Raw genomic sequence first — 26721 nt, 5'->3', positions numbered from 1 at the left:
GTCGCTTCGGCGCACCCTAGAAATGCGCCGTCACATCGACCGCGCTGACGGGCGAGAAGCGCTTGTGAGAGAAATCCCCTGCGTCCCTGGCACCCAAGCTCCATGCTGCCAAATGACCAGGTAGTATTAGCCGCCGCTCACCCGATGAACGCGGTGAGCGCCTTCAGCCAGACGACCACCGCCGCCGCGCCAGCATCGGGCACGCCGAGCGCACGGTCGCCCAGGTAGCTCGCACGGCCCAGGCGTGGCTGCATGCGCGTCGTGGCCTCCGCGCCCTGCTCGGCCTCGCGGACACAGGCAGCCCAGGCGTCAGCGGTGGAGCGGCCCGCCTTCAACTCCTGCGCGAAGGTGTCCGCCGCCGGCCGCAGCGCATCCAGCATGGTGCGGTCTCCAGGACGCGCGCCGCCCAGCTCCGACACCGCATCCACCGCGACACCGAACGCCTCGGCCCATGCGGTGGCGTCCGGCGCCCGGTCCACCAGGTGACGCGCGGCGCGCAGCAGCGCGGTGGCATAGAACGGCCCCGAGCTGCCGCCGATGCTGCGGCGCAGTGCATTGCCAATCGCATTCAGCGCCCGCGTGGGACTCGTCCATGACGACTCCGGCAGCGCGCGAATCGCCGCCGCACCGCGCGCGAGGCTGAGCCCCAAATCACCATCCCCCGCCGCGCTGTCCAGCGCCGTCAGCCGGGACTCCGCCGCGTCGAATGCATCCGCCACCGCCAGCGCCGCCTTCTGGAAGCGCTCCATCCCCGGCTGCCGCTCGCCAACGTCCACCGGCGTCTCCCGCTCGGGCGACACGTGCCGGGGCTCACGCACCGGCGCCACACTCCCCGCCCCCGGCCAGGCCGGCGCCGTCGTCGCGCTGTCCAGCCGCGCCAGCCGCGCATCGTCCACCTTCAACAGCGACAGCGAGCACCCCGGCATCTCCAGCGCGGAGAGGAACGTCCCGCTCCACGCCCGCTCCACGCGCACGCCCGCCTCGCGCAGCACCGCCAGCGCCCGCCTCGCGACGATGGCCAGCTCCATGGGCGGCGTGCCTCCCAGCCCGTTCACCAGCAGCGCCACCCTGTCACCGGAGGAGATGCGCCGGTCCTCCAGAATCGTGGTCAGCAGCGTGTCCACCAGCGCATCCGCCGGCTGCATCGGCACGCGCCGTACGCCCTGCTCCCCGTGGATGCCCAGGCCCAGCTCCAGCTCATCCTCGCCCAGCGTGAAGCCGGGCCGCCCCGCCGCCGGCACCGTGCACGGCCCCAGCGCCACGCCCATGGTGCCCAGCTCCGCCGCGGCGGCCACGGCCTCCCGCGCCACCTCCGCCAGCGACGCGCCCGACGCGGCGGCCGCTCCCGCGAGCTTGTGCACCAGCACCGTCCCGGCAATGCCCCGGCGCCGCGCGGGCTCCACCGTGTCGTGCAGGGCCACGTCGTCAGCCACCACCACCGTCTCCACGGGAATCCCCTCCGCGCGCGCCAGCTCCGCGGCGAGCCCGAAGTTCAGCCGGTCCCCCGTGTAGTTCTTCACCACCAGGAGCGCGCCCGCCGGACCGGACACCGCGCGGATGGCGGCCAGCACCGCGTCCGTGCTCGGCGAGGTGAACACGTCCCCCGCCACCGCCGCGTCCAGCATGCCCGCGCCCACGTAGCCCGCGTGCGCCGGCTCGTGCCCGCTGCCACCGCCGGAGATGACGGCCACCTTGCGCTGGCGCACATCCGGCGGCGTGTCCGCGCGCACCACCACCGTCTCCCCCTCCAGCAGGGCCTGTCCCGGAGCGAGCGCGACCAGTCCTTCGAGCATCTCCCGCACCACGGCGCGGGGCGCGTTGACGAGCTTCTTCACGGCGGTGTTCTCCTCGGTGAAGGGGGATGCCCAAGGTGGACGGGCCGCGTGGGCCCGTCAAGCACGACGCGTGCGGCCTGTCTCCAACACAGGCCCGAGCGTCACAATCCCATCTCCGAGTCCCGGTGATAGGGTTCCCGCATGGCCAAGTCCCCGTGCCCCGTGACCCTGTCGCAGTTCCTCGAAAAGGCCGAGCCGCTGAAGGTCGTCATCAACGGCCAGGAGATGCTCGCCGAGGTGAAGTCGTTCTCCACCGGCTCGTTCGGCTGGTACATCAACGGCAAGACGCTCGTCACCGTCGATGGCAAGCCCGTCTCGGTCCAGATTGGAATGAACCTCACCGTCGTCGGCTCCAAGGAGGCCGACCGCGGCACGCCCAGCACCCCCAGCACTCCTCCTTCCGAGACGTAACACCCGGAGTGCGCGGGAGAGCCCGACGCTCCCCGCGCACCACGCGGCGCTTGTAGGATGGCGCCGCCTCTTCGCCTGGAAGTCATCGTCATGTCCCTGCTGGAGCGTCTCCGGTCCCTGTTCTCCGACTCCGCTGGCCCCTCGTCGTCCACCGGCGCCGGGGCCGCGCCCGCGCAGCCCGGCACTCCGGGCGCGGCGGAGTCCTCCACGCCGGTGGTCACCCGCTTCCTCCAGGCGGGCGAGGTGGTGGTGAAGGAGGGAGACTCCGGCACCTCCATGTTCGTCGTCCTGGAGGGCCGCGTCGCCGTGGCCCGCGAGGCGGAGGGCCAACAGCCCCGCATCGTCGAGCAGCTCGGCGCCGGCGAGTTCTTCGGCGAGCTGGCGCTGCTCACCGGCACCCCGCGCACCGCGAGCGTCGTGGCCCTGGAGGACGCCGTCGTCCTCGAGCTGTCCCAGACGGGCGACCGAGCGGCCTGGGCGGACTACGGCGTGGAGGGCGACAAGGTGGAGCGCACCGCCCGCGAGCGCTTCATGGCGGAGGCCATGCGCGTCAATCCGCTGCTCGCCACACTGTCACCCGAGTTACAGAAACAACTCGGCCACGCCTTCGTCCCCGTCACGGTGCAGGCGGGTGAAACCCTGCTCACCCGGGGCAAGCCCGGGGATGCGCTGTATCTGTTACTGCGTGGCCAGTGTGAGGTGTTCCACACCCACGATGACGGCACCCAGACGGCCTACCCCCGCCTGGAGGAGGGCGCCCTCTTCGGGGAGATTTCCCTCCTGCGCAGCCGCCTGGCCACCGCCACCGTGCGCACGCTCACCACCTGCACGCTGCTGAAGCTGGAGCGAGAGGTCTTCGAGAAGACCATCATGACCCAGCCCAACCTGCGCGGCGCCCTGGTGCGGCTGGGGCTGGAGCGCCTGAAGCAGACGGTGCAGGTGATGGCCGAGCCGTCCCGCGCACCCGAAGACAAGGACTCCTGAGACGCCCGGTGGTTGGCAGCCCGTTTGCTATGTCCCCCGCCGGGCAGCATGGGTTGGCGAGGTGGGCGATGGCGGCGCAGTCCGAAGTTCGCAGTGCGTTGGTGGCGAAGGCAGTGACTCTGTTCCCGAATGACACCGTGGTGCGGGCGCTCGCGGTGATGAAGCGCTACGGGCTGGAGCGGATTCCCGTCGTGGACGAGACGCGCGGGGAGCTGCTCGGCAATGTGACGACCGAGGACCTCCGGCAGGTGTGGGAGCACTCCCCGCTGGCCTGTATGTCGGAAATTCTTTCCCTGAAATCCTTGCAGGAGGGTGAGGACGGCTCCTCCTGGCGCCCGCGGGTGACGCTCATCTCCCCGCTGGTGGACGTGTATCAGACGAGCAAGCGCTGGAAGCAGTAGCGCGTCACCGGAGCTTCAACGGAGCTTCAACGGAGCTTCAACGGAGCTGCTTCAGCCTCGCGCCGACGTCGACGATGGCGCGGATGGCCGGGAGCAGCTCCGCACCCAGCTCCGTCAGCGAGTACTCCACCGACGGCGGAGAGGTGGGCAGGGCCCGGCGGCGGATGACGCCGCGCTGCTCCAGGGTCCTCAGGCGGGCGCTGAGGACCTTGGCGGAGATGCGAGGCATGTCCGCCCGCAGCTCGCTGAAGCGGCGCGGACCGGCGCTCAGGTGCCAGATGACGTTGGGCGTCCACGCGCCGCCGATGAGGGACATGCACTCCGTCAGCGCACAGGGGGGCGGCGGAGCGGGAGCCCTGCTCTTTCGCCTTGGCAACGACATGGGCGTCCTCCAGTAACCGTCCGGTTACCACGAAGTGAAGTAACCCTGCTTACGCGTGGCGCGCGGAAAACCAGCGGCGCTTATCCTTGCCCCATGAGCGAGACATGGAGCGGCAAGGCAGGCAGCGAGCAGGAGGCCGTGCGCCGGCTGGGCGTGAAGTACCCCATCGTCCAGGGACCGTTCGGCGGTGGACTGTCCACCACCCGGCTCGCGGCCACGGTGTCCAACCTGGGAGGGCTCGGCTCCTTCGGCGCGTACACCCTGCCGCCGGACGAGCTGGGCCGGCTGACGCAGGAGCTGCGGTCGCTGACGTCCCAGCCCTTCGCCGTGAATCTCTGGGTGTCGGACCATGATCCAGGCGGGCTGAACCTGAGCCCGGAGGCGTTCGACCGCGCCTACGCGCTCTTCGAGCCCTTCTACCGCGAGCTGGGCGTGGACAAGCCCGAGCGGCCCGAGCGCTTCAGCCAGCGCTTCGAGGACCAGGTGGACGCGCTGCTGGAGGCGCGGCCGCCGGTGTTCAGCTTCGTGTTCGGCGTGCCGTCGGCCACCATCCTCGCGGAGTGCCGCAGGCGCGGCATCGTCACCGTCGGCGCGGCGACGTCGATTGCGGAGGCGCAGGCGCTCGACAACGCGGGCGTGGACCTCATCGTGGCCACGGGCTTCGAGGCGGGCGGACACCGGCCATCGTTCCTCGCGCGGGCGGAGGACTCGCTGATGGGGACGCTTGCGCTCACCCCGCTCGTCGCGGACCGCGTGAAGGCGCCCGTCATCGCCGCCGGTGGCATCAGCGACGCGCGCGGCGTTCGCGCCGTGCTCGCGCTGGGCGCGCAGGCCGGGCAGATTGGTACCGCGTTCCTCGCGTGCGAGGAGTCCGGCGCCACGCCCGAGCACCGCGCCGCGCTGTTCAGCGACAAGTCACAGGCCACGGTGCTGACGCGGGCCTTCTCCGGGCGGCTGGCGCGCGGCCTGCGCAACCGCTGGAGCGACGAGATGAACGCCCGCGCCGCGCAGCTGCTGCCCTTCCCCGTCCAGGGCTGGTTCCTGTCGAAGCTGAGGCCCGCCGTCGTCAAGGCGGGGCGCACGGACCTCATCTCCCTGTGGAGCGGACAGGGCGCCCCCAACCTGAAGCACCGCACCGCGCCGGAACTGATGGAGTCACTGGTGCGCGGCCTGCTGCAGCCGGGCCCGTGACACGAGCGCGCTCCGGGTTTCAGTCCTCCCGGAGACGCCCTCCATCCGGCAACAATCCCACCACTGAGTTGCAATAACCACGGCCTGACGGCGTTCCGTCCCTACCCGGACTTTCCCGGGAATTTCGGACAGGAACTCTCGAAGCCATGCAGAAGCTCATCCGACGTCCATTCATCGCGCTGGGCTGCGCGCTCGCGCTGGGACTTCAAGCCTGTGGAGGTACCTCCACCTTCCCCGAGGGAGAGGCTCCTCCCCCGGAAGCCGCGGCCGTCACGCCCGTCGCGGCCCGTGCGGCCCTCGACGGCGAGACGGACATCCTCGTCGCGCTGCGGTCCATCCCCGGGCTCACGGTGGTGCGCGAAGGCACCACGCCGCTGCCCGGCGCGCGATTCTTCGTCCTCTCGTATGACCAGCCGGTGGACCACCGGCACCCCGAGGGCGCGCGCTTCCAGCAGCGCCTGACGCTGCTGCACCGCGCCACGCAGGGCCCCATGGTGCTGGCCAGCACGGGCTACAGCATCGGCACGACCGCGAGCCGGACGGAGCCCACCTTCCTGCTCGACGCCAACCAGCTCCGCGTCGAGCACCGCTTCTTCGGCCCGTCCACGCCCGTGCCCGCCACGTGGGAGCACCTCACGCTGGGCCAGGCCGCGGCGGACCACCACCGCATCGTCACCGCCTTCAAGGCGCTCTACACCGGCAAGTGGGTGAGCACCGGCGCCAGCAAGGGCGGCATGACGTCCCTCTACCACCGCGCCCTCTACTCGAACGACGTGGACGCCACCGTCGCCTACGTGGCGCCCAACAGCTTCGGCCCGTCGGACCCGCGCTACATCCACTTCCTCAGCCGCGTGGGTGACGCGGCCTGCCGCGAGCGCATCCGCGACTTCCAGCGCGACGCGCTCACCCGGCGCGACGAGCTGGTGCCGCAGCTGGCGCTGGCCGCCGCCGCGCAGGGACTGACCTTCGACTTCCTCGGCGCGGACAAGACGTTCGAGTTCACCATCCTCGAGCTGCCCTTCGTCTTCTGGCAGTACAGCACCGCCGCCGACTGCTCCATCATCCCCACGCCCGGCGCACCGGCGGACGAGGTGATTGCGGCGCTGGACACCTTCGTCGGCCTCTACGCCTTCAGCGACGCCAGCATCTCCTTCTACGCGCCCTACTACTTCCAGGCGGGCACGCAGCTCGGCAGCTACCGCTCCGACGAGCGGCACCTGCAAGGGCTCGTGCACTACCCGCGGCAGTACGCGCCGGCCGCCCTGGTGCCCTTCTCGCTGGAGCCCTACCCGTTCGACCCCCTGTCCGTGCCGCTCATCGCCGCGTGGGTGAAGGCGCGCGGAGAGCGCATCCTGCTCGTCTACGGAGAGAACGACCCGTGGTCCACGAATGCCTTCGACGTGCGCGAGCGCAACGACGCTTACCGGTTCTTCCAGCCCGGCGGCAACCACGGCTCCAGCATCTCCAACCTCCCCGAGCCCGAGCGCGCCCTGGCGCTGGAGCGGCTCACCACGTGGGCCGGCATCGCGCCCCAGGCGCCGGGCCTCGCCTCCCGAAAGGCGCCCGTCCCGCTCTCCGATGAGGAGCGCGCCGAGTGGGTCCGCGAGCGCCGCCTCGGGCCGCCCCAGCCGTAGGACCACGGCCGTGACGGGCGGACCATGTGGGTCCGCCCGTCAGGACTTCCGGTATCTGTGTTTCTTTTGCACCTCGCGTTGAATTACCGACGCCCTCCTCCGTCAACCGCCTTCTCTCCCAATGCCGGGCCGGAGGTATTTCGCGAGGTGGAGAGATGCATTACCGAAGTGTGAGAAGCAGATGTGTCACGGGGCTCGTGGCGTGGATGACGCTGGCCGCGTGTGGTGAGGCGCCAGAGGCGTCGCAGCCTCAAGAGGCGGAGTCGCCGGAAGTCGCGGCGCAGGCGCTGGCCACGGGGCCGGACTTCGTCGTGACGTCGGTGACGGGGCCCACGAGCGTGTTGCCCTATCAGCCGCTGTCCCTCACGGTGCGCGCCTGCAACCAGGGCACGCTGCCGGGTGGCGCCATGGTGGAGCTGTACCTGTCGCGCGACAACGTCATCACCCCCAACACGCCGACCACCCCCTCCCCTGACTTCATGGTGGGGTACGTCTTCATGGACCTCGGCGTCGGCGAGTGCCGGACGGCGCAGGTGCAGGCCTCCTCCTCGGTGGGTGCCGATGCGACGTACTACCTGGGCGCCGCCGCGGACCCGATGAACGCGCTGCCCGAGGCCAACGAGAACAACAACCTCCGGCTGGGCAGCCGCATCGGCGTGGGCTACCTGCCAGACCTGGTGGTGTCCTCCGTCACGGGCCCCACCAGCACGCTGCCGAACCAGCCTTTCACCGCCTCCGTGTCGGTGTGCAACCAGGGCACCCAGCCCGGCTACGGCGCGCTGGAGCTGTACCTGTCCCAGGACGCGGTCATCACCCCGCCCGTTCCGCCGAACCCGCCCACCGACGTGATGGTGGGGAGCGTGTACATCCAGCCGCTGTCGCCGGGCCAGTGCCGGACGGAGCAGGTGTCGGCCTGGGCGTCCGCGCCCGCCGAGGGCACCTGGTACGTGGGCGCCGCGGTGGACCCCGGCAACTCCGTCGTCGAGTTCATCGAGGACAACAACACCCGCGCGGGCAACCGCATCGGCGTGGGCTACCGGCCGGAGCTGGTCGTCACGGTCCTCACCGGGCCCACGAGCGCGCTGCCGGGCCAGCTCGTCAGCGTCACCGCGACGGTGTGCAACCAGGGCACGCAGTCGGGCAGCGCGCCGGTGGAGTGGTACCTGTCCCAGGACACCGTCATCACCCCCAACGGCTCCACGGACTATTACCTGGGAAGCTCCTCCTTCCTCTTCCCGCTCAACCCGGGACAGTGCGAGACGCGGACGTTCGCGACCACCGTGCCCTCCAACTTCCAGGGCACGTACTACGTGGGCGCCGTGGTGGACCCGGCCAACGGCCTCCAGGAGTTCATCGAGGACAACAACACCCGCGTGAGCAGCCGCATCGGGTTCGGCGAGAAGCCTGACTTCGTGGTGTCATCCGTCTCGGGCACCGCCACCGTGCAGCCCGGCGGTGGCATCAGCGCGACGGTCCGGGTGTGCAACCAGGGGACGGTGCGGGACTCCGCCGACGTGGAGCTGTACCTGTCGCAGGACTCCGTCATCACCCCGACGACGACGCCGGGCCCGGGCACGGACCAGCCGGTGGGCGTGGGCCACGTCAACCTCGCGGCCGGAGAGTGCGGCACGGTGACGGTCACCGGCGGCGCACCCGGCACGGAGGGCACCTTCTACCTGGGCGCCGTCGTGGACCCGCGCGGCTGGACAACCGAGCTCTTCGAGGACAACAACATCCGCGCGGGCAACCGCATCGGCGTGGGCTACCGGCCGGACTTCGTGGTGACGTCCGTCACCGGGCCCGCGAGCGCGGCGCCGGGCCAGTCCTTCAACGTCACGGCGACGGTGTGCAACCAGGGCACCGCGCCGGAGTACACCGCCGTGGAAATCTACCTGTCGCAGGACTCGGTCATCACGCCGAACAACGGCCCCGGCTCGGGCACCGACTACGGCATCGGCATCATCCACACGGGCATGCTCGCTCCGGGCGCGTGCCAGACGATGCCCCTCCCCGCCTACGGCGGGGGACCGATGGATGGCACGTACTACCTGGGCGCGGCCGTGGACCCGGCCGGCATGGTCACCGAGCTGTTCGAGGACAACAACACCCGCACGGGCAGCCGCATCGGCGTGGGCTACCGGCCGGACTTCGTGGTGACGGCCGTCACCGGGCCCGCGAGCTCGAGGCGCGACCAGTCGTTCAACGTCTCGGCGACGGTGTGCAACCAGGGCACGCAGGCGGAGTACGCCGGGGAGGTGGAAATCTACCTGTCCAAGGACTCGGTCATCACCCCGGGCCAGTATGGCTCCGGGCCGGACGTCAACGTGGGCTTCGCCCCCATCGGAATGCTCGCCCCGGGCCAGTGCCAGACGGTGACGGTCCCCGCGTACACGAACGTCGAGGAAGGCGTCTGGTACCTGGGCGCCGTGGTGGACCCGCGAAACACGAGGATGGAGTTCCTGGAGGACAACAACACCCGCACGGGCGCCCGCATTGGCATCGGTGACCGGCCGGACTTCGTGGTGACGTCCGTCACCGGGCCCGCGAGCACGCAGCGGGGCCAGTCCTTCACCGCCTCGGCGCGCGTGTGCAACCAGGGCACCGTGCCGGGGAACACCGACGTGGAGCTGTACCTGTCCGAGGACACCGTCATCACCCCGCTCGGGCCGTCCACTCCCACGCCCGACCTCCGCGTGGGCCTCGAGTACATCGGCAATCTCGCGCCAGGCCAGTGCCAGACGGTGACGGTCAATGCCTACGCGGGCTACAGCCTGTATGGCTCGCTCTACCTGGCCGCCCTCGTGGACTCGCACGGCACCACCGACAACGAGCTCATCGAGGACAACAACACCCGCGTGGGTGGCCGCGTCAACGTCCTGCCCTGAGTCGCGCACGGTGGCTCGTGGAAGGAACGTTCCTTCCACGACGCCTCAGGCCGCCGGGCGGCGGATGCGCGGTGAAAGGCCCTCCTCTCGCGGTGCGGGAGAGGAGGGCCGGGCGTCAGAGCCCCAGTCCCTCGCGGAGGTGCTTCACCACCACGTCGGGCGGCGGTGACACGTCCACCTCCAGCGCGTCTTCCGGAACCTCCAGCGCGGCCAACTGCGTGTCCAGCAGCGACGGCGGCATGAAGTGGCCATGGCGCTGGGCCAGCCGGCGCGCCAGCACGTCACGCGGCGCGTTCAGGTACACCCACCGCACCCGCGAGGGGTCCACTTCCAGCACCGTCCGGTAGGAGCGCTTGAGCGCCGAGCACGCCATCACCAGGTCCTCGCCGCGCGCCAGCGCATCCTCCATCACCCCGCGCAGCACCTGGAGCCACGGCCACCGGTCCTCGTCCGTCAGCGGCACGCCCGCCGCCATCTTCGCGATGTTGGCCTTCGGGTGCAGGTCGTCCGCGTCCACGAAGCGCCAGCCCAGCGCGGCCGACAGCGCCTGGCCCACCGTGGTCTTCCCCGCGCCCGACACTCCCATGACGATGACGACCATCTCGTGCGGCCTCCGGAGGCGGTGAAGAGCCCCGCCATCATTCGGCCCCGCCCCCTCGCGCGCCACCCCATTTGACGCCGAATGCCCACCCCATCACGTCCTGGGAATGTCAGACCCCCCAGGTACTCTTCCTTTCGTCGCCGCGAGAGACGCGGCACGGAGGGGGAAGTCATGGCGGACATCGCGGACGGCGCGAAGCTCGAGCTCCAGGGTTCAGGCTCCAAGCCCTACATCCTCAAGAACACCGGTGGCGTGTACTCGTGCAGCTGCCCCGCGTGGCGCAACCAGTCGATTGCGATTGAGCGGCGCACCTGCAAGCACCTGCGCAAGGTGCGCGGGGACGCCGCCGAGGACGCGCGCACCGGCGCCGCCGCGTCCGGCACCGGCACTGCTCCCGCCGCGAAGAGCGCGGGCAAGGCGAAGAAGGCCGGCGCATCTCCGGACGCCGCGGAGACCAAGGAGGCCAAGGACAAGGCCCCGCCGCTGCTGCTGGCGCACTCGTGGGAGACCGACGTCGACCTCACCGACTGGTGGATGAGCGAGAAGCTCGACGGCGTGCGCGCGTACTGGGACGGCCAGCGCTTCTGGTCCCGCCTGGGCAACGAGTTCTTCGCGCCCGCGTGGTTCACCGCCGGGCTGCCGGACTTCCCGCTCGACGGAGAGCTGTTCGGCGGCCGCAAGCGCTTCCAGCGCACGGTGAGCATCGTCCGCCGGCAGGACCGCAGCGACGACTGGAAGGAATTGTTCTTCGTCGCCTTCGACGCGCCGTCCGTGGACGCGCCCTTCGAGAAGCGGCTGGAGCACTGCCGCAAGTGGATGGAGGACGCGAAGCCGGCGTACGCGAAGTGGCACACACACGAGCGCTGCAAGGGCACGCCGCACCTGCGCGAGGAATTGGAGCGCGTGGAGGGGCTGGGCGGTGAGGGGCTCATGCTGCGCAAGCCGGGCTCGAGCTACGAGGCGGGCCGCTCGCACACGCTGCTCAAGGTGAAGAGCTTCAAGGACGACGAGGCGCGCGTCGTGGGCCACGTCGCGGGCGCGGGCCGGCACAAGGGCCGCCTGGGCGCGCTGGAGGTGGAGCTGCGCAACGGCAAGCGCTTCAGCGTGGGCACCGGCCTGTCCGACGCCGAGCGCGAGGCCCCGCCGGCCATCGGCACCGTCATCACCTTCCGCTACCAGGAGCTGTCCGACGACGGCGTGCCCCGCTTCCCCTCGTACGTAGGCGTGCGCATCGACGCAGTCCCCTTCGCCGCGGCGCCCAAGGCGAAGTCCAAGGCCCGCGCGTAGCGGCGCGCCGCACCTCCCGCGCCCCCGGGTGCAGGCCCCGGTCCGCTGGTCGACGGTGCGGCGTCACAGTGCCCGCTGGCGAAAGGCAGGCGGGTTCAGCGAGCGGATGCGCGCACGAATGCGCTGGACGAAACGCGCGCGCGCCGTCTTCTTGGAATCCGGCACATACAGCAGACGACCTCCGGACGGGTGTGCGCTAGCGGTCATCGCAACGGCGCGAACCGCCGTCTCGTACCGGGGGCCATCGCCCCGGGGCTGTGTGCTCGGTCTACAGAGCAACGGTGCACATCCCCAACGCAGACACGAAAGCCCGCATCCTGGTGTCTGCTTGAGCCGACCATGCACTGCGAGCTCTGTCTGTCTGACCATCCCGAGGACGTGCTGTGCGAGAACGTGCACTGGACACAGGCGGCGCGGTCCACCCACGAGGTGGAGCCGCCGTCCGTGGACCTCACCGGCCAGACGCTGGGCCACTACCGGCTGATGCGCCGGTTGGGCGCCGGCGGCATGGGCACGGTGTACCTGGCCGAGCAGACCCGCATCGGCGCGCGGGTGGCGGTGAAGGTGCTGCACCCGCACCTGGCGCACGACGAGAGCCTGCGCGCGCGCTTCTACGCGGAGGCCCGCACCGTCAACGTCGTGGGCCATCCGCACATCGTCCACATCTTCGACATCAACGAGGCGCCGGGCGGCATCCACTACTTCGTCATGGAGTACCTGGAGGGCGTGCCGCTGTCGCACCTGCCCCGGCCGCTGGACCCGGGGCAGCTCGTGCTGCTGCTGGCCCAGGCGTGTGACGCGCTGGACGCCGCGCACCGCTGCGGCGTGGTGCACCGCGACTTGAAGCCCGACAACCTCTTCGTGGTGCGGCACGCGACGGAGCCGCCGTCGCTGCACGTGCTGGACTTCGGCGTGGCCAAGGCGCACCGCCCGGACAACGAGGACGTGACGGCGGCGGGCATCGTCCTGGGCACGCCCGCGTACATGGCGCCGGAGCAGTGGGCGGGGCAGCCGGTGGACGGGCGCGCGGACATCTACGCGCTGGCGGTGACGGCGTACTACATGGCCACCGGGCAGCTGCCCTTCGAGCGCGGACAGATGGCGGAGCTGGCGCTGTCCTCGAGGCCGGTGGGCCCGCTGCCGCCGCACGTGCTGGTGCCCTCGGTGCCTCCGGCGCTGTCGGAGGTGCTGCTGCGTGCGCTGGAGCGCCGGTGCGAGGACCGCTACGCCACCGCGCTGGAGTTCAAGGAGGCGCTGCTCGCCGCAGCGGCGCCGCCCTCGGCCCGGCAGCAGCACGCGGACGTCCCTCCCATTGGCGACACGCCGGTGCCCGCGCCCTCGCTGGCGGCGCCGGAAGCGGACGCTCCGGCGCGGGAGCCGAGCGACGTCACTCCGCCGCTCACCTGGCTGGCACGGGTGCGCCGCCGCTCGGGGACGGACGCCGTGGAGGTGCGCTGCACCGAGCTGAACAAGGGCGGCCTCTTCCTGTGCTGCGCGGAGCCCTTCCCGCGCCTGTTCCACCGGCTGGAGTTCACCCTGCTGCTGGCCGGCGAGGAGGTGGAGTGCGCGGGCGAGGTGGTGCGCCACGTGGACTCCGCCCAGGCGCGCGCGTGGGGCATGTCCCCCGGCGTGGGCGTGCAGTTCCTCAATCCCTCGGCCCGGCTCCGCGAGCTCATCCACCGCGTGCAGCCCCACCGCCCGGGCACGCCGGCACCGCCCGCACCGCCTCCGGAAGCCCACCTCTGAGCCCCTGACGAACAGGGGTCATGGGTTACCGCACGAAATCCACCATGACCCTCCGGGGCCAGCGTTCCCTTCCCGACGCGCGCGCGCTTCTGCTGGCACGCGCGGCTTCCAGGCCAGACGCAACCCGCTAGCCTTTGCACATCATGATTCACGAGGTTGCCCACGAGGGCCGGAGGCACGTCCGGTCCACTCGCGCCGTCAGGCTGCTGGCCGCGCTGTTCCTGCTGGCCGCGAGCGCGTGCCAGGACGCGGCGACGGCGGCGGGGACGGCGCTGTACGTCACGGCGGAGTTCAACCCGCTCCTGCAGCTCACGCAGCTCCAGGTGTCCGGCACGGTGGAGGGCGGCGAAGCCATCAGCCCCGCGCTGCTGCCGGAGAATCCCGGGCGCATCCTGCAGAGCGGGGAGACGTTCCGGGTGCTGCTGCCCGACGCGCCGGACGGCGCCCGGGTGACACTGCGGCTGGAGGGGCGCAGCGGCACCGCGCTCGCGGCGCAGGGCACCGCGGAGGCCCAGGTCCGCGCGGGGCGCGAGGTGGACGTGCGGGTGCGGCTGGAGCCCTCTTCGTCGGAGACGCCCGACTCCGGCACCTCCTGCGGCCCCGCCTGCGAGGGCTGCTGCCTCGACGGCCAGTGCGTCTCCACGGCCTTCACCCGGTGCGGCGCGAATGGCGAGGCCTGCGCGGCGTGTGATCCGGACCGTGCCAGCGCCTGCGCGCCGGACGGCTTCTGCGCCTGCGGCACCGGCTCGGCGTGCACCCGGCCCGAGGTGGACCGGTGCGTGGCCGGCGAGTGCCGTTGCGGCACGGGCGCCGCGTGCGGCCCCAACGAGTCATGCCTCAATGGCCGGTGCTGGTGCGGCACGGGCAGCGCGTGCGGCCTGGGCCAGGTGTGCCAGGGCGGCGAGTGCCGGTGCGGCGACGGCGACGCCTGCGACGTGGGCCAGGCGTGCGTCAACGGCAAGTGCGAGTGCACCCCCGAGTCCTGCGCCAGCGGGTGCTGCTCGAGCGGCCGGTGCATGCCGGGCACCGCGCAGAACCAGTGCGGCAAGGGCGGCGCGGCGTGCCAGCAGTGCCGCAAGGAGTGCAACCCGGAGCGCGTCTGCAAGTAGGACGCGCGCGGGCCGCCCACCCGGTGACGGGGGGCGGCCCTCGGTGCGCGTCCGGTGCGCCCTACTGCTTCGGCTTGTCCTTGCCCGTCTCCGGGTACTGGGGCTCGCCGGAGCCGCCGACGCCGGAGGCCGGCTGGTCACCCCAGCCCGCCTCGAAGAAGCCCTTCCACTTCCACGCGTCGCCCTCCTTCACCAGGAGCCCGGCGTTACGACCGGTGCGCTTCACCCCGCCCACCGTCATGCTGTACTCGTCGGTGAAGGTGGCGAGCGAGTCGGACAGCACGGTGATGTTGCGCTTGTGCTTCACGTCCTTGACCTCGGGCCCCTGCTCCATGGAGGGCTTCATCATCTCCGTGTACTTCTGCTCGTCGTACTCCTCGGCCTTCGGGACGCCCTTGCTGTCGTCGGTGGCCATGAAGATGGGGAACGAGCTCCGGGTGACCGTCGCCTGGAAGTCGTGCCGCTTCATGATGGCGTCCTCTTCATTGAGGAACGTCTCCACCTCCTTCTTCGTCTTGGACTCATTGGTCGGCTTGCGGATCCACGGGCCCATCTTCGACATGTCCATGGGCTTGCCCGCGCCGCCGGTGGCCGGGGGCGGCTCTTGCTTTTGCGCCTCCTCCTGGGCCCAGACGGGCGAGGTGAGCGCGAGCGAGACGAGACACACTGCGATTCGACGCATCATGTGATTCCCTCCTGGCGCGAAGGTGGTGGCGGTCCGCCTCGCGGCAACCCGGCCCGCGCAAGGTCGCCCCGGACTGGAGGGCCTCCCGGGTGCGCGCTACCGCACGGTGAAGGCGCGCGACGCACCCGAGTAGGGGCGCACGCGCCCATCCCACCCGGACTTCCAGTTCCCCTCGTGGACGAGCCGGTACGTGCCCGGCGCGGCGTCCGCGGGGATGTCCCACTCCGCGGTGACGTGCGAGCACGCCAGCGTGGGGACGCAGCTCTCCCGCCGCCACCGGTAGCGCGTCTCCCACGCGCTGTCGTCCGCCACGTCCCGCCAGGCGCCGTCCGGCTCCCGCCGCTGCACGCGCAGATAGGTGCCCTCCAGGCGCAAATCATTCTTCGGGTGACCGCCCCAGAAGGTGACGCTCACCGTGTCGCCCCGCGCGTAGGCGGCGCGCGCATCGGTGACGACGTCGCCGAAGTCCACCCACAAGAGCTTGTCGTCGAACACCACGCCCGGCTGGAGGCTCGTCTGCACATAGCGCAAGTCCCGGGGCGTGGGGCCCGGTGGCACGGGCTGGCCGTCCCGCAGGGCCACCGCGAGCCCGTCGAAGCCCTGCTGGAGCGCGGCCAGCGTCCACGGGCCGAAGTGCGTGGAGGCGCCCTCGTAGGCCTGGCGCGCGTACTCCTCGCGGGTGGCGACGTAGCCCGAGTAGTCGTTGGCGAGCCCGGCAATCACCACCTCCGTCACGCCCATGGGGGCCAGCCGCTCCTGCACCGTGCGCCGCAGCCGGCGCCCGGCCATGGTCGTCAGCTCGAAGGGCACCGCCACCAGCGCCAGGGTGCCCACGGTGACGAGCTGCAGGGGCAGCACGTCGGGCGTCCACGGGTAGGGGCGCAGGCTGCCCGTCTCCAGCACAATCGGCTTCTCCCCCTGACAGGGCGTGGTGGTGACGGCGCAGGTGAACTGGCTCCAGAGGTCATGGATGGCGGCGCACGAGGCGCCCTCCGCGCCGAAGCCCGGCCCGTCCTCCGCGCCCGCGAGCATGGACAGGCCGATGGCGGCGGTGCAGGTGCGGCGCGGCGTGCCGTCCGTCCACGCGGGCGCCACGTCCACCGCGTCCAGCTTCACGTACGTGTGGCGGTAGTCCACGCCGCCGGTGAGGGGTGCGTTGGCGGTGGCCCACAACCGCGCGGCGAAGTCGTACTGGCGGCCGGCGGCCAGCTCCGTGTCCTCGAAGTCATTCGCGCCGCCGCCATTCGTGCCGCCGAGGATGTTGGGCGTGACGTCGCCCTCGTTGGAGTTGGCGAAGGCGGCGACGAAGGTGGAGCCCCCGCCGGTGGGGCGCTCCCCGCGCGCGCCCTCGAAGAGGTACGCGGCCAGGCCCTTGTTGTCGCCGCTGATGAGCGTGTTCTCGTTGCCCATGGACGTGGCGTGCACGGCGAACCAGTTGATGAGGCCCACCTCGGTGCCGTCCGTGCGGGTGAGGCGCAGCAGCGTCATGCGCGTGTCCACGTCGGACGCGTACTGCGCGCGCTCCGCGGGCGGGTTGAGGCGGTAGGCCTCCGGCGAGCGGTTGCGGCTGGCGCCGAGCAATTCACCAGAGGACAGCCGCAGGGTGCCCTCGGCGAGGCGGCCGTCGGCGCGGGCGATGGAGGTGACGATGCCGGAGACGATGGCGTCGAAGTTCTGCGGCACGAAGCCGAACGACGTCAGGTTGTAGAAGGTGTAGTGCGAGAAGCCCCCGGGCCCGGAGTGCGTGTGCGTAGCGCTCAAGAGGACGTTGTCGTCCGTGTAGCGGTCGCCGAAGCGCGCGCGCAGCTTCTCCAGCACCTGCTGCTTCACGCCCTGGAACACCATGGCCAGGTCGGCGCTGACGAAGGCCACCCGCCGGCCGTTGCACGGCGAGGCGATGACGAAGGCGCGCGAGCGCAGCCGCTGATGGATGCCGGACGTCTGCTGTCCCACCTGGCCATAGCCCATCATCCCCACCTCGGCGGCGGGGCCGGTGATGTCGCCGGTGCCGGCGCCGATGAGGAAGCGCTGCTGGCCCGCGCACGCGCCCGCCAGCCCGGCCCCCGTCCCTTCCGGAGGAGGCGGGGAGGCGGCCCCGGCCGCCGTGGCGAGGACGAAGGCGAGCGCCAGCGGGAGCCGGACGTGTGGGGTGCGCATACGAGCCTCCGGGGCGCCTGGGGAGGACGCCACCACGGGACAAGGTGGTGACGGCCCCGGCGCGCGTGCAGGGCCCGCGAGGGCGCGCCGTCAGGCGGCCTACAGTGTCCGGACTTCCCAGCCCCGGCAAGGACTCCGGGTGTCCCCGTCCCGTCGTGCGCTCGGGGGAGAGGCGCCGCTCACACGCCCGGCCGGCTCGCCGTTTCCTTCGACGGGGCGACACTCAGGGCCACGCGGAAGGTGGTGCCCGCTCCCACCGAGGACTCCACGGAGATGTGACCGCCCATTCCGTTGACGATGGTGTCGCAGATGGACAGCCCCAGGCCCGTGCCCACGCCCGCGGCCTTGGTGGTGAAGAACGGGTCGAAGATGCGGCGCAGGTGCTCCGGGGGGATGCCGTGTCCGGTGTCCCGCACCACCACCATCACATGGCCGCCCTCGTCCAGGTACGTGGTGAGGCGAATCTCGTTCGTCTCGGACTGGCCCTCGTCGATGGCGTGCGCGGCGTTGATGACGAGGTTGAGGAACACCTGGAACAGCTTGCCCTCGTTGCCCTTCACCGTGGGCACTTCGCCGTATTCCTTCACCAGCCGCGCGCGGGCGCGCACCGTGCTGGCCGCCATCTGCGTCACCGAGTCCAGCACCCGGTGCACGTCCACCGCCTCCTCCTTGCCGTCCTCCACCCGGGAGAAGACGCGCAGCTGGCGGACAATCTGCCGCATGCGCTCGGCGCCCTCGCGGGCGTCGTCCAGCACCTGGCGGCACTCCACCAGCTCGTCGTGCGTGAGGGGACGCGAGCGGGGCCCCACCGTGCTGTGGAGGTAGTCCAGGTTGGACAGCACGTAGGCGAGCGGGTTGTTCAGCTCGTGGGCGATGCCCGCGGCCAGCAGGCCCATGGAGGCCATGCGGTCGGTGAGCATGAGCTGCGCCTGGGTGCGCTTGCGCTCGGTGAAGTCGCGCGCCACCGTCACCCGCGCGGGCGCCCCGTCCACGACGACGGCGAGCGTCACCAGGTCCGCCACCACCACCTCGCCGTCCTTGCGCACCAGCGGCATCTCCACCGCGCGCGCCGAGCGATGGCCCTCCATCGCCTGCCCCAGGTGGAGCTGCGCCGCGCCCCGGTCCTCCGGCCGCACCAGCTCCAGCACGTGGCGGCCCACCAGCTCCGAGGGCTCGCGGTAGCCCAGGTACTGCACCAGGGCCGGGTTCACCGACAGCAGCACGCCGTCCCCCACGTGCACCATCACGGGGTCCGGGAAGGCTTCAATCAGCAGGTGGACGCCGGCCTCGGTGCGCCGCAGCGTCGTCTCCGTGCGCACGCGCAGCGCGTTGTCCGTGCGCTGCTCCAGCGCCAGCGACAGGGCGCCGGCCGCGCCGGACAGGAGGTTGACTTCAATGGGGCCCCACGGCCGGGCCTCGCGGCAGTTGTCGAAGCCGATGACGCCGAAGAGCTGCCCGTGCACGCGCAGCGGGATGAGCAGCACGGAGCGCACGCCCTGTGATTCCACCACCGCGGACAGATTGGCGGGGAAGTCCCGGGGCAGGCCCTGCACGGGGTCCCCGCGCAAGAGGCGCGCCGCCTGGTGGGGGTGCAGCGCCTCCATCAGCGGGAGGCCGTGCATCTCCGGGTCCTCCAGGTTGGGGGCGATGCCGGGCGCGCACCACTCCGCGCGCTGCGAGCCCAGCAGCGTGCCGTCCGGGGCGCGGTGCATCTCGAACACGTAGACGCGGCTGGCGGCGGACACGTGGCCCAGCGGCTCCACGACGGCGCCGTACAGGTCGAGGGGCAGCTGGTGCGGCATCATCCGCCGCTGCACGTCCACCATGGTCTCCAGGTAGCGCTCGCGCGTGGTGATGGCCTGCTCGGCCTGCCGGCGCGAGGTGACGTCCGCCAGCGTGCCCACCACGTCGCCGTCCGAGTCCGGCAGGGCGCGGGCGGACAGCACCACCCAGCGCGTGCCCCGTCCCTCGGCGGCCTCCATGCGCAATTCCTCGCGAGGCGCCAGGCTGCGCTGGGCGGCCGCGGACTCCAGCAGCGCGCGGGCCCGCTCCCGGTCCTCCGGGTGGAAGGCCTCCGCCAGCGGGCGGCCCATCCACTTGGACACCAGCATGCCCGTCAGGCGCTCCCAGGGCTTGGTCAGCCAGGTGAGGCAGCCCCGCGCGTCGACCTGGAAGGGAACCTCGCGCATCAACTCATCGAGCACGCGGATGCGGCGCTCGCTCAACGAGGCGGTGGCGGCGGCGGCGGCGGACTCGAGCGGCGCACGCGCTCCGCCCCCGCCGGGATACGGCTCGGGAACCGGCCCTGCGGGGGCCTCATCAGGCCCCGTTTCCCGCTGCTCGTCCGCCAATCCGGCCTCCTACGCCCTCGGAGAGGGGCCGGGGTCCTGACAGCGCACACGGCTGCCGGGAGCGACTCCAGACCCTGATTCCCCTCCCGGTGGCGACGTCACCCCGAAGCATACGGCGACCGAATGTCTTGAAGTCAATGAAGGCGAGAGGGGTTCACGCTCCGTCGTCGGGCTCCCACCCACCGGGAGCACCCGAGCGAGGGCGCAGTCGGCGGTCACCCATGACTCGCGCGGGCACGCCGCCGACGATGGACCAGGGGGGCACGTCCCGGGTGACGACGGCGCCCATGGCCACCACGGCATGGTCTCCCACGGTGACGCCGTCGGTGATTCCGGCGTTGGCGCCCACCCAGACATCCGCGCCGATGACGACGCCACGTGACGTCACGGGTTGCTCACGCACGGGCCGGTCCGGAGCGAGCCCATGGTCGAAGGCGTACACGGTGACGCCGGTGGCGATGCGCGTGCCCTCGCCGATGCGGATGCCGGCGGCGCCGCCGTCCAGGCTGGCGCGGGCGTTGATGCTGACGTTGGGGCCCAGCACCACGGGCCCGTGGAGGAAGACGTCGGCGGCGATGCTGCAGCCGGGGCCTATGGACACGGTGCGCCCGGGCTCGGCGAAGATACGCGCCTGCGGGGCGATGAAGCACCCCTCCGCGATTTCGACGGTCTCCAGCTCGCGCAGCCGCTGCTGCACCTCGCGCTGCCAGGCGTCCGCCCACTCGCGGTGGCGGGGCTTGAGCACGAAGTAGAGCCACGGCATCCAGGAGAGCCGGAGCTTGTGCTGCTCGCGGCGGAGCGCGTCCAGGTCCACGGCCCCTGACTACCACGCCCATGGGGCCCGCGGTCCATGCCCGCTTGCCCGCCCTTCCTGCCACCGGACTCCGGGCCTGCGTGGCCGCGCGGCCATCCCCATCCTTCCGTCCAGGAGGTCCAGGGACATGGCATCCGCACTGCCGAAGCGAGCCTGGGGATGGGGCAAGGCCCACGTCTTCGCGGTGGGCCACTCCACGCGCACGGCGGATGAGCTGGTGGCGATGCTGGAGGCGCACGGCGTCCGCACGCTGGCGGACATCCGCACGGTGCCGCGCTCACGCACCAATCCGCAGTTCAACCTGGACACCTTCGCGCGGACGCTGGCGCGGGTGGACATCCACCACCAACACCTGCCCCGGCTGGGCGGGCTGCGCAAGCCCCGGCCGGACTCGCCCAACACGGCGTGGCGCAACCGCAGCTTCCAGGGCTACGCGGACTACATGCAGACGGAGGAGTTCGCGCGAGGGCTGGAGGAGCTGCGCGTGCTGTCTCGCGAGGGGCCCGTGGCCATCATGTGCGCGGAGGCGCTGCGCTGGCGCTGCCACCGCTCGCTGGTGGCGGACGCGCTGTGGGCCCGAGGCGTGGAGGTGCAGCACCTGCTCAGCGCCACCCGCTCCGAGCCGCACCGGCTCACCGCCTTCGCGCGGGTGCATGGCACGCAGGTGCTGTACCCGGGCTCACCGGACGAGGCGCGACTGGTGCCGGAGCACGGCGCGCACGCCTAGCTCAAGCCCTCTACCGTGAAGTGGCAGCGCTCGCGCTCGGTGGCGATGACCTCCACGTCCGCCGCCGAGGGCTCCAGGCGCGACACCATGTCATCCGGCTCCCAGTGGTACGGCTCGCCGTTGAGGAGCACGCGGCCGTCCACCACCGCGCGCGTCATCTCCAGCATCGGGTGGCTCGACAGGTCCCGCACCATCGCCTCGAAGCGGCCCTGCCGCACCGGGTCCGCGAAGCGGAAGCGGAAGCGCGCCAGCGCGGCCAGGTGGAACCACATGGGACGGAAGGCCACGCCCGCCAGGCCCACCCGCTTCGCCATCAACTGCAGCATCTCCGTGGCCTCGCGGGACAGCCCGAGCCCCGGCACGTCCTGCCCCGGCAACTGCGGTCGCCGCTCACTGAAGCGCGCGCGCGGGTGGCGCAGGCTCAGCCAGTTGACGAAGAGGAAGGGCTCGCCCGCCACGGGGCGCCGCTCCACCACGCAGTCCACCAGCAGGTGCTCCTGCCCGCCCGTACGGCCCAGCACCTTGATGCGGTCCCCCGCCCCGGTGGAGCCCACCTCCACGCGCAGCCGGCTGTAGCCGAGCCGCTCCACGTGCGACAGCAGCCCGTAGCGGAACAGCGTGTATTCCAGCGCCTGCGCCGTGTAGTAGCCGAGCACCCGCGGCTGCAGCGCGCCGCCCAGTCCCAGCGAGCCCTCCAGGTCCTCCAGCGTCAGCGGCTCCTCCAGCGGGGTGCCTTCCTGGGTCAGCAGCCGGGAGATGCGCTGGTAGCGCGCGCTCAGCGGGTCATACCGCGCGGTGATGCGCCGGGAGCCCTTCCCCGCCAGCACCAGCACCGTGCCGGCGAAGACCTTCCACGACTCGGCGTGGTAGCCGCCGCCCGGCAGCCACACGCTCGGCACCCCGCGCAGCGCGCGCGCCAGCGCCATGTCCCGCCGCCGCGCCCCGTCCAGCGTCAGCCCCACGCGGCCGAAGCGGTCTCCCGCCAGCACGTCCCCGCCCGCAATCACGAAGGCCACGGCCGGCCGGGGCATGCGCGCGAGCAGTCCCTCCAGCAGCGCGAGGTAGTCGCTGTCGCCGGTGCCCTCCGGCACGCGCGTCTCGTCCACCTCCAGCGGGAGCGCGCCCCAGTCGCTGCCGGACAGCGAGCCAATCCACGCGCGCTCATGCCCCGCCAGGCACTCCGCCGTGCCGTCCGGCGGGTGCGCGTCCAAATCCAGCACCACCGCCTGCCCGTCGAAGCCGTCCGCGTGGAGCGCCGCCAGCGCCACCGCGATGTCATTGACGGCGCAGAAGCCGCCGCCCCGCCCCGGCGCCGCGTGGTGGAAGCCGCCCGCCATGTTCACCACGGGGCCCCGGCGCGCCAGCGCCAGCCGCGCCGCCCCGAGCGTCCCGCCGCACACCAGCCGGATGTTGGACAGCAGCGTGTCCACCGGCACCTCGGACGGGTCCGTGGCGAAGATGCGCGCCAGCGTCTCCGGGCGGCCGAGCGACTCCAGGTACTCCGCGTCATGCACCCGCGCCAACTCCGCGTAGCTCACCGGCAGCGGGCGGTGCACGTCCTGCGCGCGCACCACGCCCTTCTCCAGGAGGTACCAGGTGGTGAAGTCCACCCCGCGCGGTTCGATTCCCACCGTGGACTCGACGCCGCTGAGCGGCAGCCGGTAGCTCTCGTCGTAGAAGATGGGCACCGTCGGGGCACTTCCGGGGACCCATCGCCCGAGCCAATCCCAGACGCTCATGCGCGGCACCTCGCGTGGAGCCGGACGGAGAGCGACGGGGATGGTGGCGGGCGGAGAGCGAGCACGGAGGCGGCAAGCTTCGCGCAGTGGGTGGCGCCCCGGGGCGTTTTTTCATGCCCGGCCGTGCTGCTGGCATGCTTTCGACCCGGAGGGTGGCCTGGGACGGGTCCGTCCTCCGGCCCCGCGGCCGACGGACAGGCTCACTCCACCGGCTTGTGCGCCTCCGCGCGAAGGGCCGGGCTCCGCCTTCGCAGGGCGCGGGCCAGCACCACGGTGAGCAGCGCCCATGCGAGCCCCGCCACCCAGCCGCCGAGCACGTCCGTGGGGTAGTGCACGCCCAGGTACACGCGCGTCAGCCCCACCATGAACGGCAGCAGCAGCGACAGTCCCATGATGTACGCCTTGAGCCGCCGCCGCTCCGCGAGCTGCGCGAGGAGCCCGCCGAGCGTGAGGTACACGGTGGCCGACAGCATGGCGTGCCCGCTCGGGAAGCTCTGGGTCATCACCTCCGTCAGGTGCGGCACCACCGAGGGCCGGGGCCGGGAGAAGAGCTGCTTGAGCAGCGTGTTCAGCGCCGCCCCACCCACCGTCGCCACCAGCACCAGCAGCAGCGTCCGGTAGCGCCGCGCCAGCAGCAGGAAGCCACACACCATCAGCGTGACGAGGGCCAGCACCGTCACCCCGCCGAGCGACGTCACCTCCTCCGCCGCCACCGCCAGCCACCACGGCCCGCGAGGCACCGCCGGGTCCTCCGGGCTGCGCAGCGCGCGTAGCACCTGCTCGTCGATGTCCTGCGTCTCGCCCTCGGACACCTCGTCCGACAGCGCGATGAACCCCAGCAGGCACACGGCCAGGAGCAGCAGCATCCCGAGCAGCCGCGTCACCGCCACGTCCAGCCCCGACATCCACTTCCACCACCTTCGCCACATGTCCGTGACACTACGCACCCGGGGGCCATGCGGGACCCCGGAGTGCACGGAATGTCGGCTGCTGCCCACGGCCCGCTACTCGGTGAGGACGCCCAATTCCTCCGCGCCCGCGGCCTTCGCCCCGTCCAGGGCCGCCACCAGCCGGCCGTAGCCCGCGCGGTCCGCCATCTTGAAGAACACGTGCCGCTGGCCCCGGGGCCGCGCCTCCAAAATGCCCTTCAGCTTCGGCACGTAGTCCGCGTCGGCCACGGGCTCGTCGTTCAGCGTGAGCCGGCCCTCGGGCGTGAGGCCCACCACCCAGAGCTTCTCATCGGGGCGGGATGGCGGTGCCGGGGCCTCGGTCTGCTCCGGGAGCTGCACGGCCAGGTCCTTGTTCATCAGCGGCGTGAGGACCATGAAGATGATGAGCAACACCAGCACCACGTCCACCAGCGGCGTGACGTTGATGTCCGAGTTCACGTCGGCCTGGGGCCGCACGAAGCTTCGCTTCTGAGCACGCATGGGGTGGCTCCTCACTTCGCCTCGAGCGATTCCACGCCGAACGACACCCGCTCCACCCCGGCGGCCCGCGCCAGGTGGATGACCTTGCGCACGTCCCCGCATGAGAGGGATTGGTCGGCCTTGAGCAGGAAGCGGCGCTCGGGCTTGCGGAGCAGCTCGTCCCGGAGCCTCGCCTGGAAGGCCGCGTCGTCCGAGTAGGCGTCCGCGTCGACGAACACCTTGCGGTCCGGCGTCATGGAGAGGACGAGCGCGTCCGAGCCGGCCTCGTGTTCCACCTGGGCCGCCTTCGGCAGCGCCACGGCCTTCCCCGACTGCATCATCGGGGTGACGACCATGAAGATGATGAGGAGGACCAGCACCACGTCGACGAGCGGGGTGACGTTGATGTCACTGCGGATGCCACTTTTGCGACCACCACCGGACATTGCCATGCGCGGCTGCTCTCCTTGCTGGAGGGGACAGCCTCATGGGAACACGGACGCGGCGCCGCGATGGCGGGCGCGCGGCCAGCGTTCGGTCACGGTTGCGTCATGGTGGAGGCTTGCGGACCTGGCGCCGTCAGACGACTCGGACGCGGTCGGTGCCCGCCCCGCCGAGCGCCGCGCCCGCCACGCAGAGGACATGGAGGATGATGCCCGGCACGACGAGGAGGAAGTAGCCGAGCCCGACCATGCAGAACCATACGATGGCCCGGATGAGCTGCCCCTTGTAGAGCTGGCCCAGGCCGGGAATCACGACGGACAGCACTCCGGCGATGAGAGGGTTGAAGCGGCGCTCGCGAATGAGGTCGGGCATGGCGGTCTCCTGTCCTGACCCCGGCTTATAAGGGAGGCGACGTCCGGGCGAAAATGAAGTGCGCGGCCGGACGCTCGGCCGACGAGCGGCGTTGTCTCCCCGCGCCCGGCTGCTATCACACGGCTCCTGGAGGGAACCCATGGCCATCGCCACCATCGACCCGACGACGGGCAAGACGCTGCGCAGCTTCGCCACGCACACCGCCGAGGAGCTGGAGGCGAAGCTCCAGCTCGCGGCGGACACATTCCGCACCTACCGCCACACCTCGTTCGCCGAGCGCGCCACGTGGATGCGCCGCGCCGCGGAATTGCTGGAGGCGGAGGCCCCCCGCTACGGCCGCATCATGACGGAGGAGATGGGCAAACCGCTGGAGGCGGCGAAGGCGGAGGCCCGCAAGTGCGCGAGCGCGTGCCGCTACTACGTCTCCAAGGCGGAGGGGCTGCTGAGGGACCAGCCCATTGAAGTGGGCGGGGACAGGGCCTTCGTGCGCTACCAGCCGCTGGGGCCGGTGCTGGCCATCATGCCGTGGAACTTCCCCTTCTGGCAGGTGGTGCGCTTCGCCGCCCCGGCACTGATGGCGGGCAACGTGGGGCTGCTCAAGCACGCGCACAACGTGCCGCAGTGCGCGCTCGCGCTGGAGGAGCTGTTCGTCCAGGCGGGCTTCCCGCGCGGCGCGTTCCAGGCGCTGATGATTGAGACGTCGGACGTGAATCGCGTCATCGAAGACCCGAGGGTGAAGGCGGTGACGCTCACCGGCAGCGAGGGCGCGGGCCGGGCGGTGGGCGCGGCGGCGGGCAAGGCCATCAAGAAGGTGGTGCTGGAGCTGGGCGGGAGTGACCCGTTCATCGTCATGCCCAGCGCGGACCTGGACAAGGCGGTGGAGACGGCGGTGACGGCGCGGCTCATCAACAACGGCCAGTCCTGCATCGCGGCCAAGCGCTTCATCGTCGCGGAAGCCATCGCCGCGGACTTCGAGCGCCGCTTCGTGGAGCGCATGAAGCGCATCACCGTGGGCGACCCCATGGACCCGAAGACGGACCTGGGGCCGCTGGCCACCGAGGGCATCCTCAAGGGGCTGCACGCGCAGGTGGAGGAGAGCGTGAAGGCCGGCACGCGGCTGCTCCTGGGAGGCAAGCCGCTGGAGCGTCCGGGGAACTTCTACCCGGCCACCGTGCTGGCGGACCCGCCGCCCAAGGCGCCCGCCTTCCATGACGAGCTGTTCGGTCCGGTGGCCACGCTGCTGCGGGCCCGGGACGTGGACCACGCGATTGAGCTGGCCAATGCGACGCCGTTCGGCCTCGGTGCCAGCGTGTGGACGCGCGACGAGGCGGAGCAGCGGCGGTTCATCGACGGCGTCGAGTCCGGCATGGTCTTCGTCAACGAGATGGTGGCGTCGGACCCGCGGCTGCCCTTCGGCGGCGTGAAGCACTCGGGCCACGGGCGCGAACTGGCGGACGTGGGCATCCGCGAGTTCGTCAACATGAAGACGGTGCGCATCGCGGTCAGTACGGGCGCGCAGCAGCCTTCCGTGCCTCGCAACGCGACCAGCGAGTAGCG

At 71.6% G+C, this 26721-nt stretch carries 23 protein-coding genes; 11 read left to right on the top strand and 12 right to left on the bottom strand.

What is annotated here, in order from left to right; translation table 11 throughout:
• Positions 1–137: 137 nt before the first annotated feature.
• Entirely contained in the window at positions 138–1835 is a 1698-nt protein-coding gene (gene dhaL, locus G4D86_RS31550) for a dihydroxyacetone kinase subunit DhaL (protein WP_163997781.1), read from the bottom strand.
• Between the two features lie 141 nt (positions 1836–1976).
• Here dhaL and G4D86_RS31545 point away from each other — a divergent pair, with 141 nt between their 5' ends.
• The 3 genes from G4D86_RS31545 (at position 1977) to G4D86_RS31535 (ending at position 3631) form a co-directional block, all read left to right on the top strand.
• Complete coding sequence (locus G4D86_RS31545; protein WP_163997780.1) at positions 1977–2246, top strand: hypothetical protein; 270 nt, start codon at positions 1977–1979, stop codon at positions 2244–2246.
• A gap of 57 nt (positions 2247–2303) precedes the next feature.
• Entirely contained in the window at positions 2304–3230 is a 927-nt protein-coding gene (locus G4D86_RS31540) for a cyclic nucleotide-binding domain-containing protein (RefSeq protein ID WP_240360572.1), read from the top strand.
• A 113-nt stretch (positions 3231–3343) separates the two neighbouring features.
• A complete protein-coding gene (locus tag G4D86_RS31535; protein ID WP_240360571.1) occupies positions 3344–3631 on the top strand; it encodes a CBS domain-containing protein in 288 nt (95 codons plus the stop codon).
• Between the two features lie 37 nt (positions 3632–3668).
• On the opposite strand, the gene G4D86_RS31530 is transcribed toward G4D86_RS31535, so the two are convergent.
• Positions 3669–3947 carry a winged helix-turn-helix transcriptional regulator gene (locus G4D86_RS31530; protein ID WP_205519879.1) on the bottom strand — a complete coding sequence of 93 codons (279 nt, stop codon included), beginning with the start codon at positions 3945–3947 and terminating at the stop codon, positions 3669–3671.
• A gap of 159 nt (positions 3948–4106) precedes the next feature.
• On the opposite strand from G4D86_RS31530, the gene G4D86_RS31525 reads away from it, so the two are divergent.
• The 3 genes from G4D86_RS31525 to G4D86_RS31515 all read left to right on the top strand — a co-directional run bounded on the left by G4D86_RS31525 (position 4107) and on the right by G4D86_RS31515 (position 9723).
• Positions 4107–5204, top strand: coding sequence for an NAD(P)H-dependent flavin oxidoreductase (locus tag G4D86_RS31525; RefSeq protein WP_163997776.1), 1098 nt, complete (start codon positions 4107–4109; stop codon positions 5202–5204).
• Positions 5205–5350: 146 nt separating this feature from the next.
• Positions 5351–6838, top strand: a complete 1488-nt coding sequence (locus G4D86_RS31520) for a S28 family serine protease (protein ID WP_163997775.1) — start codon at positions 5351–5353, stop codon at positions 6836–6838.
• Positions 6839–7008: 170 nt separating this feature from the next.
• Positions 7009–9723 carry a CARDB domain-containing protein gene (locus G4D86_RS31515; protein ID WP_163997774.1) on the top strand — a complete coding sequence of 905 codons (2715 nt, stop codon included), beginning with the start codon at positions 7009–7011 and terminating at the stop codon, positions 9721–9723.
• A 115-nt stretch (positions 9724–9838) separates the two neighbouring features.
• Here G4D86_RS31515 and G4D86_RS31510 read toward each other — a convergent pair whose 3' ends face one another.
• The gene (locus tag G4D86_RS31510; RefSeq protein WP_163997773.1) at positions 9839–10324 is read right to left on the bottom strand and encodes a gluconokinase; all 486 of its coding nucleotides are present in this window, start codon (positions 10322–10324) and stop codon (positions 9839–9841) included.
• Positions 10325–10495: 171 nt separating this feature from the next.
• Between G4D86_RS31510 and G4D86_RS31505 the strand changes: the two genes are divergently transcribed.
• From G4D86_RS31505 to G4D86_RS31495, 3 genes are all read left to right on the top strand, one after another.
• Positions 10496–11611, top strand: a complete 1116-nt coding sequence (locus G4D86_RS31505) for a DNA ligase (RefSeq protein WP_163997772.1) — start codon at positions 10496–10498, stop codon at positions 11609–11611.
• Positions 11612–11950: 339 nt separating this feature from the next.
• On the top strand, positions 11951–13357 hold the full coding sequence (locus G4D86_RS31500; protein ID WP_163997771.1) for a protein kinase domain-containing protein: 1407 nt from the start codon (positions 11951–11953) through the stop codon (positions 13355–13357).
• A 143-nt stretch (positions 13358–13500) separates the two neighbouring features.
• Positions 13501–14466 carry a hypothetical protein gene (locus tag G4D86_RS31495; protein ID WP_240360570.1) on the top strand — a complete coding sequence of 322 codons (966 nt, stop codon included), beginning with the start codon at positions 13501–13503 and terminating at the stop codon, positions 14464–14466.
• 61 nt (positions 14467–14527) lie between these two features.
• On the opposite strand, the gene G4D86_RS31490 is transcribed toward G4D86_RS31495, so the two are convergent.
• From G4D86_RS31490 to G4D86_RS31475, 4 genes are all read right to left on the bottom strand, one after another.
• A complete protein-coding gene (locus G4D86_RS31490; RefSeq protein ID WP_163997770.1) occupies positions 14528–15151 on the bottom strand; it encodes a hypothetical protein in 624 nt (207 codons plus the stop codon).
• A gap of 96 nt (positions 15152–15247) precedes the next feature.
• On the bottom strand, positions 15248–17308 hold the full coding sequence (locus G4D86_RS31485; protein ID WP_163997769.1) for a neutral/alkaline ceramidase: 2061 nt from the start codon (positions 17306–17308) through the stop codon (positions 15248–15250).
• Between the two features lie 179 nt (positions 17309–17487).
• Positions 17488–19533 (bottom strand): ATP-binding protein, encoded by a 2046-nt coding sequence (locus G4D86_RS31480; RefSeq protein ID WP_420821874.1) that lies wholly within the window; start codon positions 19531–19533, stop codon positions 17488–17490.
• Positions 19534–19813: 280 nt separating this feature from the next.
• Positions 19814–20473: an acyltransferase gene (locus G4D86_RS31475; protein ID WP_163997768.1), complete on the bottom strand. Its 660-nt coding sequence runs from the start codon at positions 20471–20473 to the stop codon at positions 19814–19816.
• Between the two features lie 127 nt (positions 20474–20600).
• Here G4D86_RS31475 and G4D86_RS31470 point away from each other — a divergent pair, with 127 nt between their 5' ends.
• Positions 20601–21200, top strand: coding sequence for a DUF488 domain-containing protein (locus tag G4D86_RS31470; RefSeq protein WP_163997767.1), 600 nt, complete (start codon positions 20601–20603; stop codon positions 21198–21200).
• Here G4D86_RS31470 and G4D86_RS31465 read toward each other — a convergent pair.
• The 5 genes from G4D86_RS31465 to G4D86_RS31445 form a co-directional block, all read right to left on the bottom strand.
• Entirely contained in the window at positions 21197–22939 is a 1743-nt protein-coding gene (locus G4D86_RS31465) for a histone deacetylase family protein (RefSeq protein WP_163997766.1), read from the bottom strand. The two genes, G4D86_RS31470 and G4D86_RS31465, sit on opposite strands and share 4 nt — an antisense overlap.
• A 200-nt stretch (positions 22940–23139) precedes the next feature.
• Positions 23140–23844: a phosphatase PAP2 family protein gene (locus G4D86_RS31460; RefSeq protein ID WP_163997765.1), complete on the bottom strand. Its 705-nt coding sequence runs from the start codon at positions 23842–23844 to the stop codon at positions 23140–23142.
• Between the two features lie 99 nt (positions 23845–23943).
• Positions 23944–24369 carry an ExbD/TolR family protein gene (locus tag G4D86_RS31455; RefSeq protein WP_163997764.1) on the bottom strand — a complete coding sequence of 142 codons (426 nt, stop codon included), beginning with the start codon at positions 24367–24369 and terminating at the stop codon, positions 23944–23946.
• Between the two features lie 11 nt (positions 24370–24380).
• Positions 24381–24800 carry an ExbD/TolR family protein gene (locus G4D86_RS31450; protein ID WP_163997763.1) on the bottom strand — a complete coding sequence of 140 codons (420 nt, stop codon included), beginning with the start codon at positions 24798–24800 and terminating at the stop codon, positions 24381–24383.
• Between the two features lie 127 nt (positions 24801–24927).
• The gene (locus tag G4D86_RS31445; protein ID WP_163997762.1) at positions 24928–25164 is read right to left on the bottom strand and encodes a DUF5683 domain-containing protein; all 237 of its coding nucleotides are present in this window, start codon (positions 25162–25164) and stop codon (positions 24928–24930) included.
• Positions 25165–25303: 139 nt separating this feature from the next.
• Between G4D86_RS31445 and G4D86_RS31440 the strand changes: the two genes are divergently transcribed.
• The gene (locus G4D86_RS31440; protein ID WP_163997761.1) at positions 25304–26719 is read left to right on the top strand and encodes an NAD-dependent succinate-semialdehyde dehydrogenase; all 1416 of its coding nucleotides are present in this window, start codon (positions 25304–25306) and stop codon (positions 26717–26719) included.
• Positions 26720–26721: the final 2 nt, after the last annotated feature.

Origin of the sequence: Pyxidicoccus caerfyrddinensis, from assembly GCF_010894405.1 — a bacterium.
In the GTDB taxonomy this organism is placed as follows: domain Bacteria; phylum Myxococcota; class Myxococcia; order Myxococcales; family Myxococcaceae; genus Myxococcus; species Myxococcus caerfyrddinensis.
This window is presented reverse-complemented; position numbering and strand designations above follow the sequence as displayed.

Bases quoted from the DNA above. Each gene is read 5' to 3' on its own strand.
- G4D86_RS31545 (WP_163997780.1), top strand. From the start codon at position 1,977: ATGGCCAAGTCCCCGTGCCCCGTGACCCTGTCGCAGTTCCTCGAAAAG.
- G4D86_RS31540 (WP_240360572.1), top strand. From the start codon at position 2,304: ATGGCGCCGCCTCTTCGCCTGGAAGTCATCGTCATGTCCCTGCTGGAG.
- G4D86_RS31530 (WP_205519879.1), bottom strand. From the start codon at position 3,947: ATGTCCCTCATCGGCGGCGCGTGGACGCCCAACGTCATCTGGCACCTG.
- G4D86_RS31525 (WP_163997776.1), top strand. From the start codon at position 4,107: ATGAGCGAGACATGGAGCGGCAAGGCAGGCAGCGAGCAGGAGGCCGTG.
- G4D86_RS31520 (WP_163997775.1), top strand. From the start codon at position 5,351: ATGCAGAAGCTCATCCGACGTCCATTCATCGCGCTGGGCTGCGCGCTC.
- G4D86_RS31510 (WP_163997773.1), bottom strand. From the start codon at position 10,324: ATGGTCGTCATCGTCATGGGAGTGTCGGGCGCGGGGAAGACCACGGTG.
- G4D86_RS31505 (WP_163997772.1), top strand. From the start codon at position 10,496: ATGGCGGACATCGCGGACGGCGCGAAGCTCGAGCTCCAGGGTTCAGGC.
- G4D86_RS31500 (WP_163997771.1), top strand. From the start codon at position 11,951: ATGCACTGCGAGCTCTGTCTGTCTGACCATCCCGAGGACGTGCTGTGC.
- G4D86_RS31495 (WP_240360570.1), top strand. From the start codon at position 13,501: ATGATTCACGAGGTTGCCCACGAGGGCCGGAGGCACGTCCGGTCCACT.
- G4D86_RS31490 (WP_163997770.1), bottom strand. From the start codon at position 15,151: ATGATGCGTCGAATCGCAGTGTGTCTCGTCTCGCTCGCGCTCACCTCG.
- G4D86_RS31485 (WP_163997769.1), bottom strand. From the start codon at position 17,308: ATGCGCACCCCACACGTCCGGCTCCCGCTGGCGCTCGCCTTCGTCCTC.
- G4D86_RS31470 (WP_163997767.1), top strand. From the start codon at position 20,601: ATGGCATCCGCACTGCCGAAGCGAGCCTGGGGATGGGGCAAGGCCCAC.
- G4D86_RS31465 (WP_163997766.1), bottom strand. From the start codon at position 22,939: ATGAGCGTCTGGGATTGGCTCGGGCGATGGGTCCCCGGAAGTGCCCCG.
- G4D86_RS31460 (WP_163997765.1), bottom strand. From the start codon at position 23,844: ATGTCGGGGCTGGACGTGGCGGTGACGCGGCTGCTCGGGATGCTGCTG.
- G4D86_RS31455 (WP_163997764.1), bottom strand. From the start codon at position 24,369: ATGCGTGCTCAGAAGCGAAGCTTCGTGCGGCCCCAGGCCGACGTGAAC.
- G4D86_RS31450 (WP_163997763.1), bottom strand. From the start codon at position 24,800: ATGGCAATGTCCGGTGGTGGTCGCAAAAGTGGCATCCGCAGTGACATC.
- G4D86_RS31445 (WP_163997762.1), bottom strand. From the start codon at position 25,164: ATGCCCGACCTCATTCGCGAGCGCCGCTTCAACCCTCTCATCGCCGGA.
- G4D86_RS31440 (WP_163997761.1), top strand. From the start codon at position 25,304: ATGGCCATCGCCACCATCGACCCGACGACGGGCAAGACGCTGCGCAGC.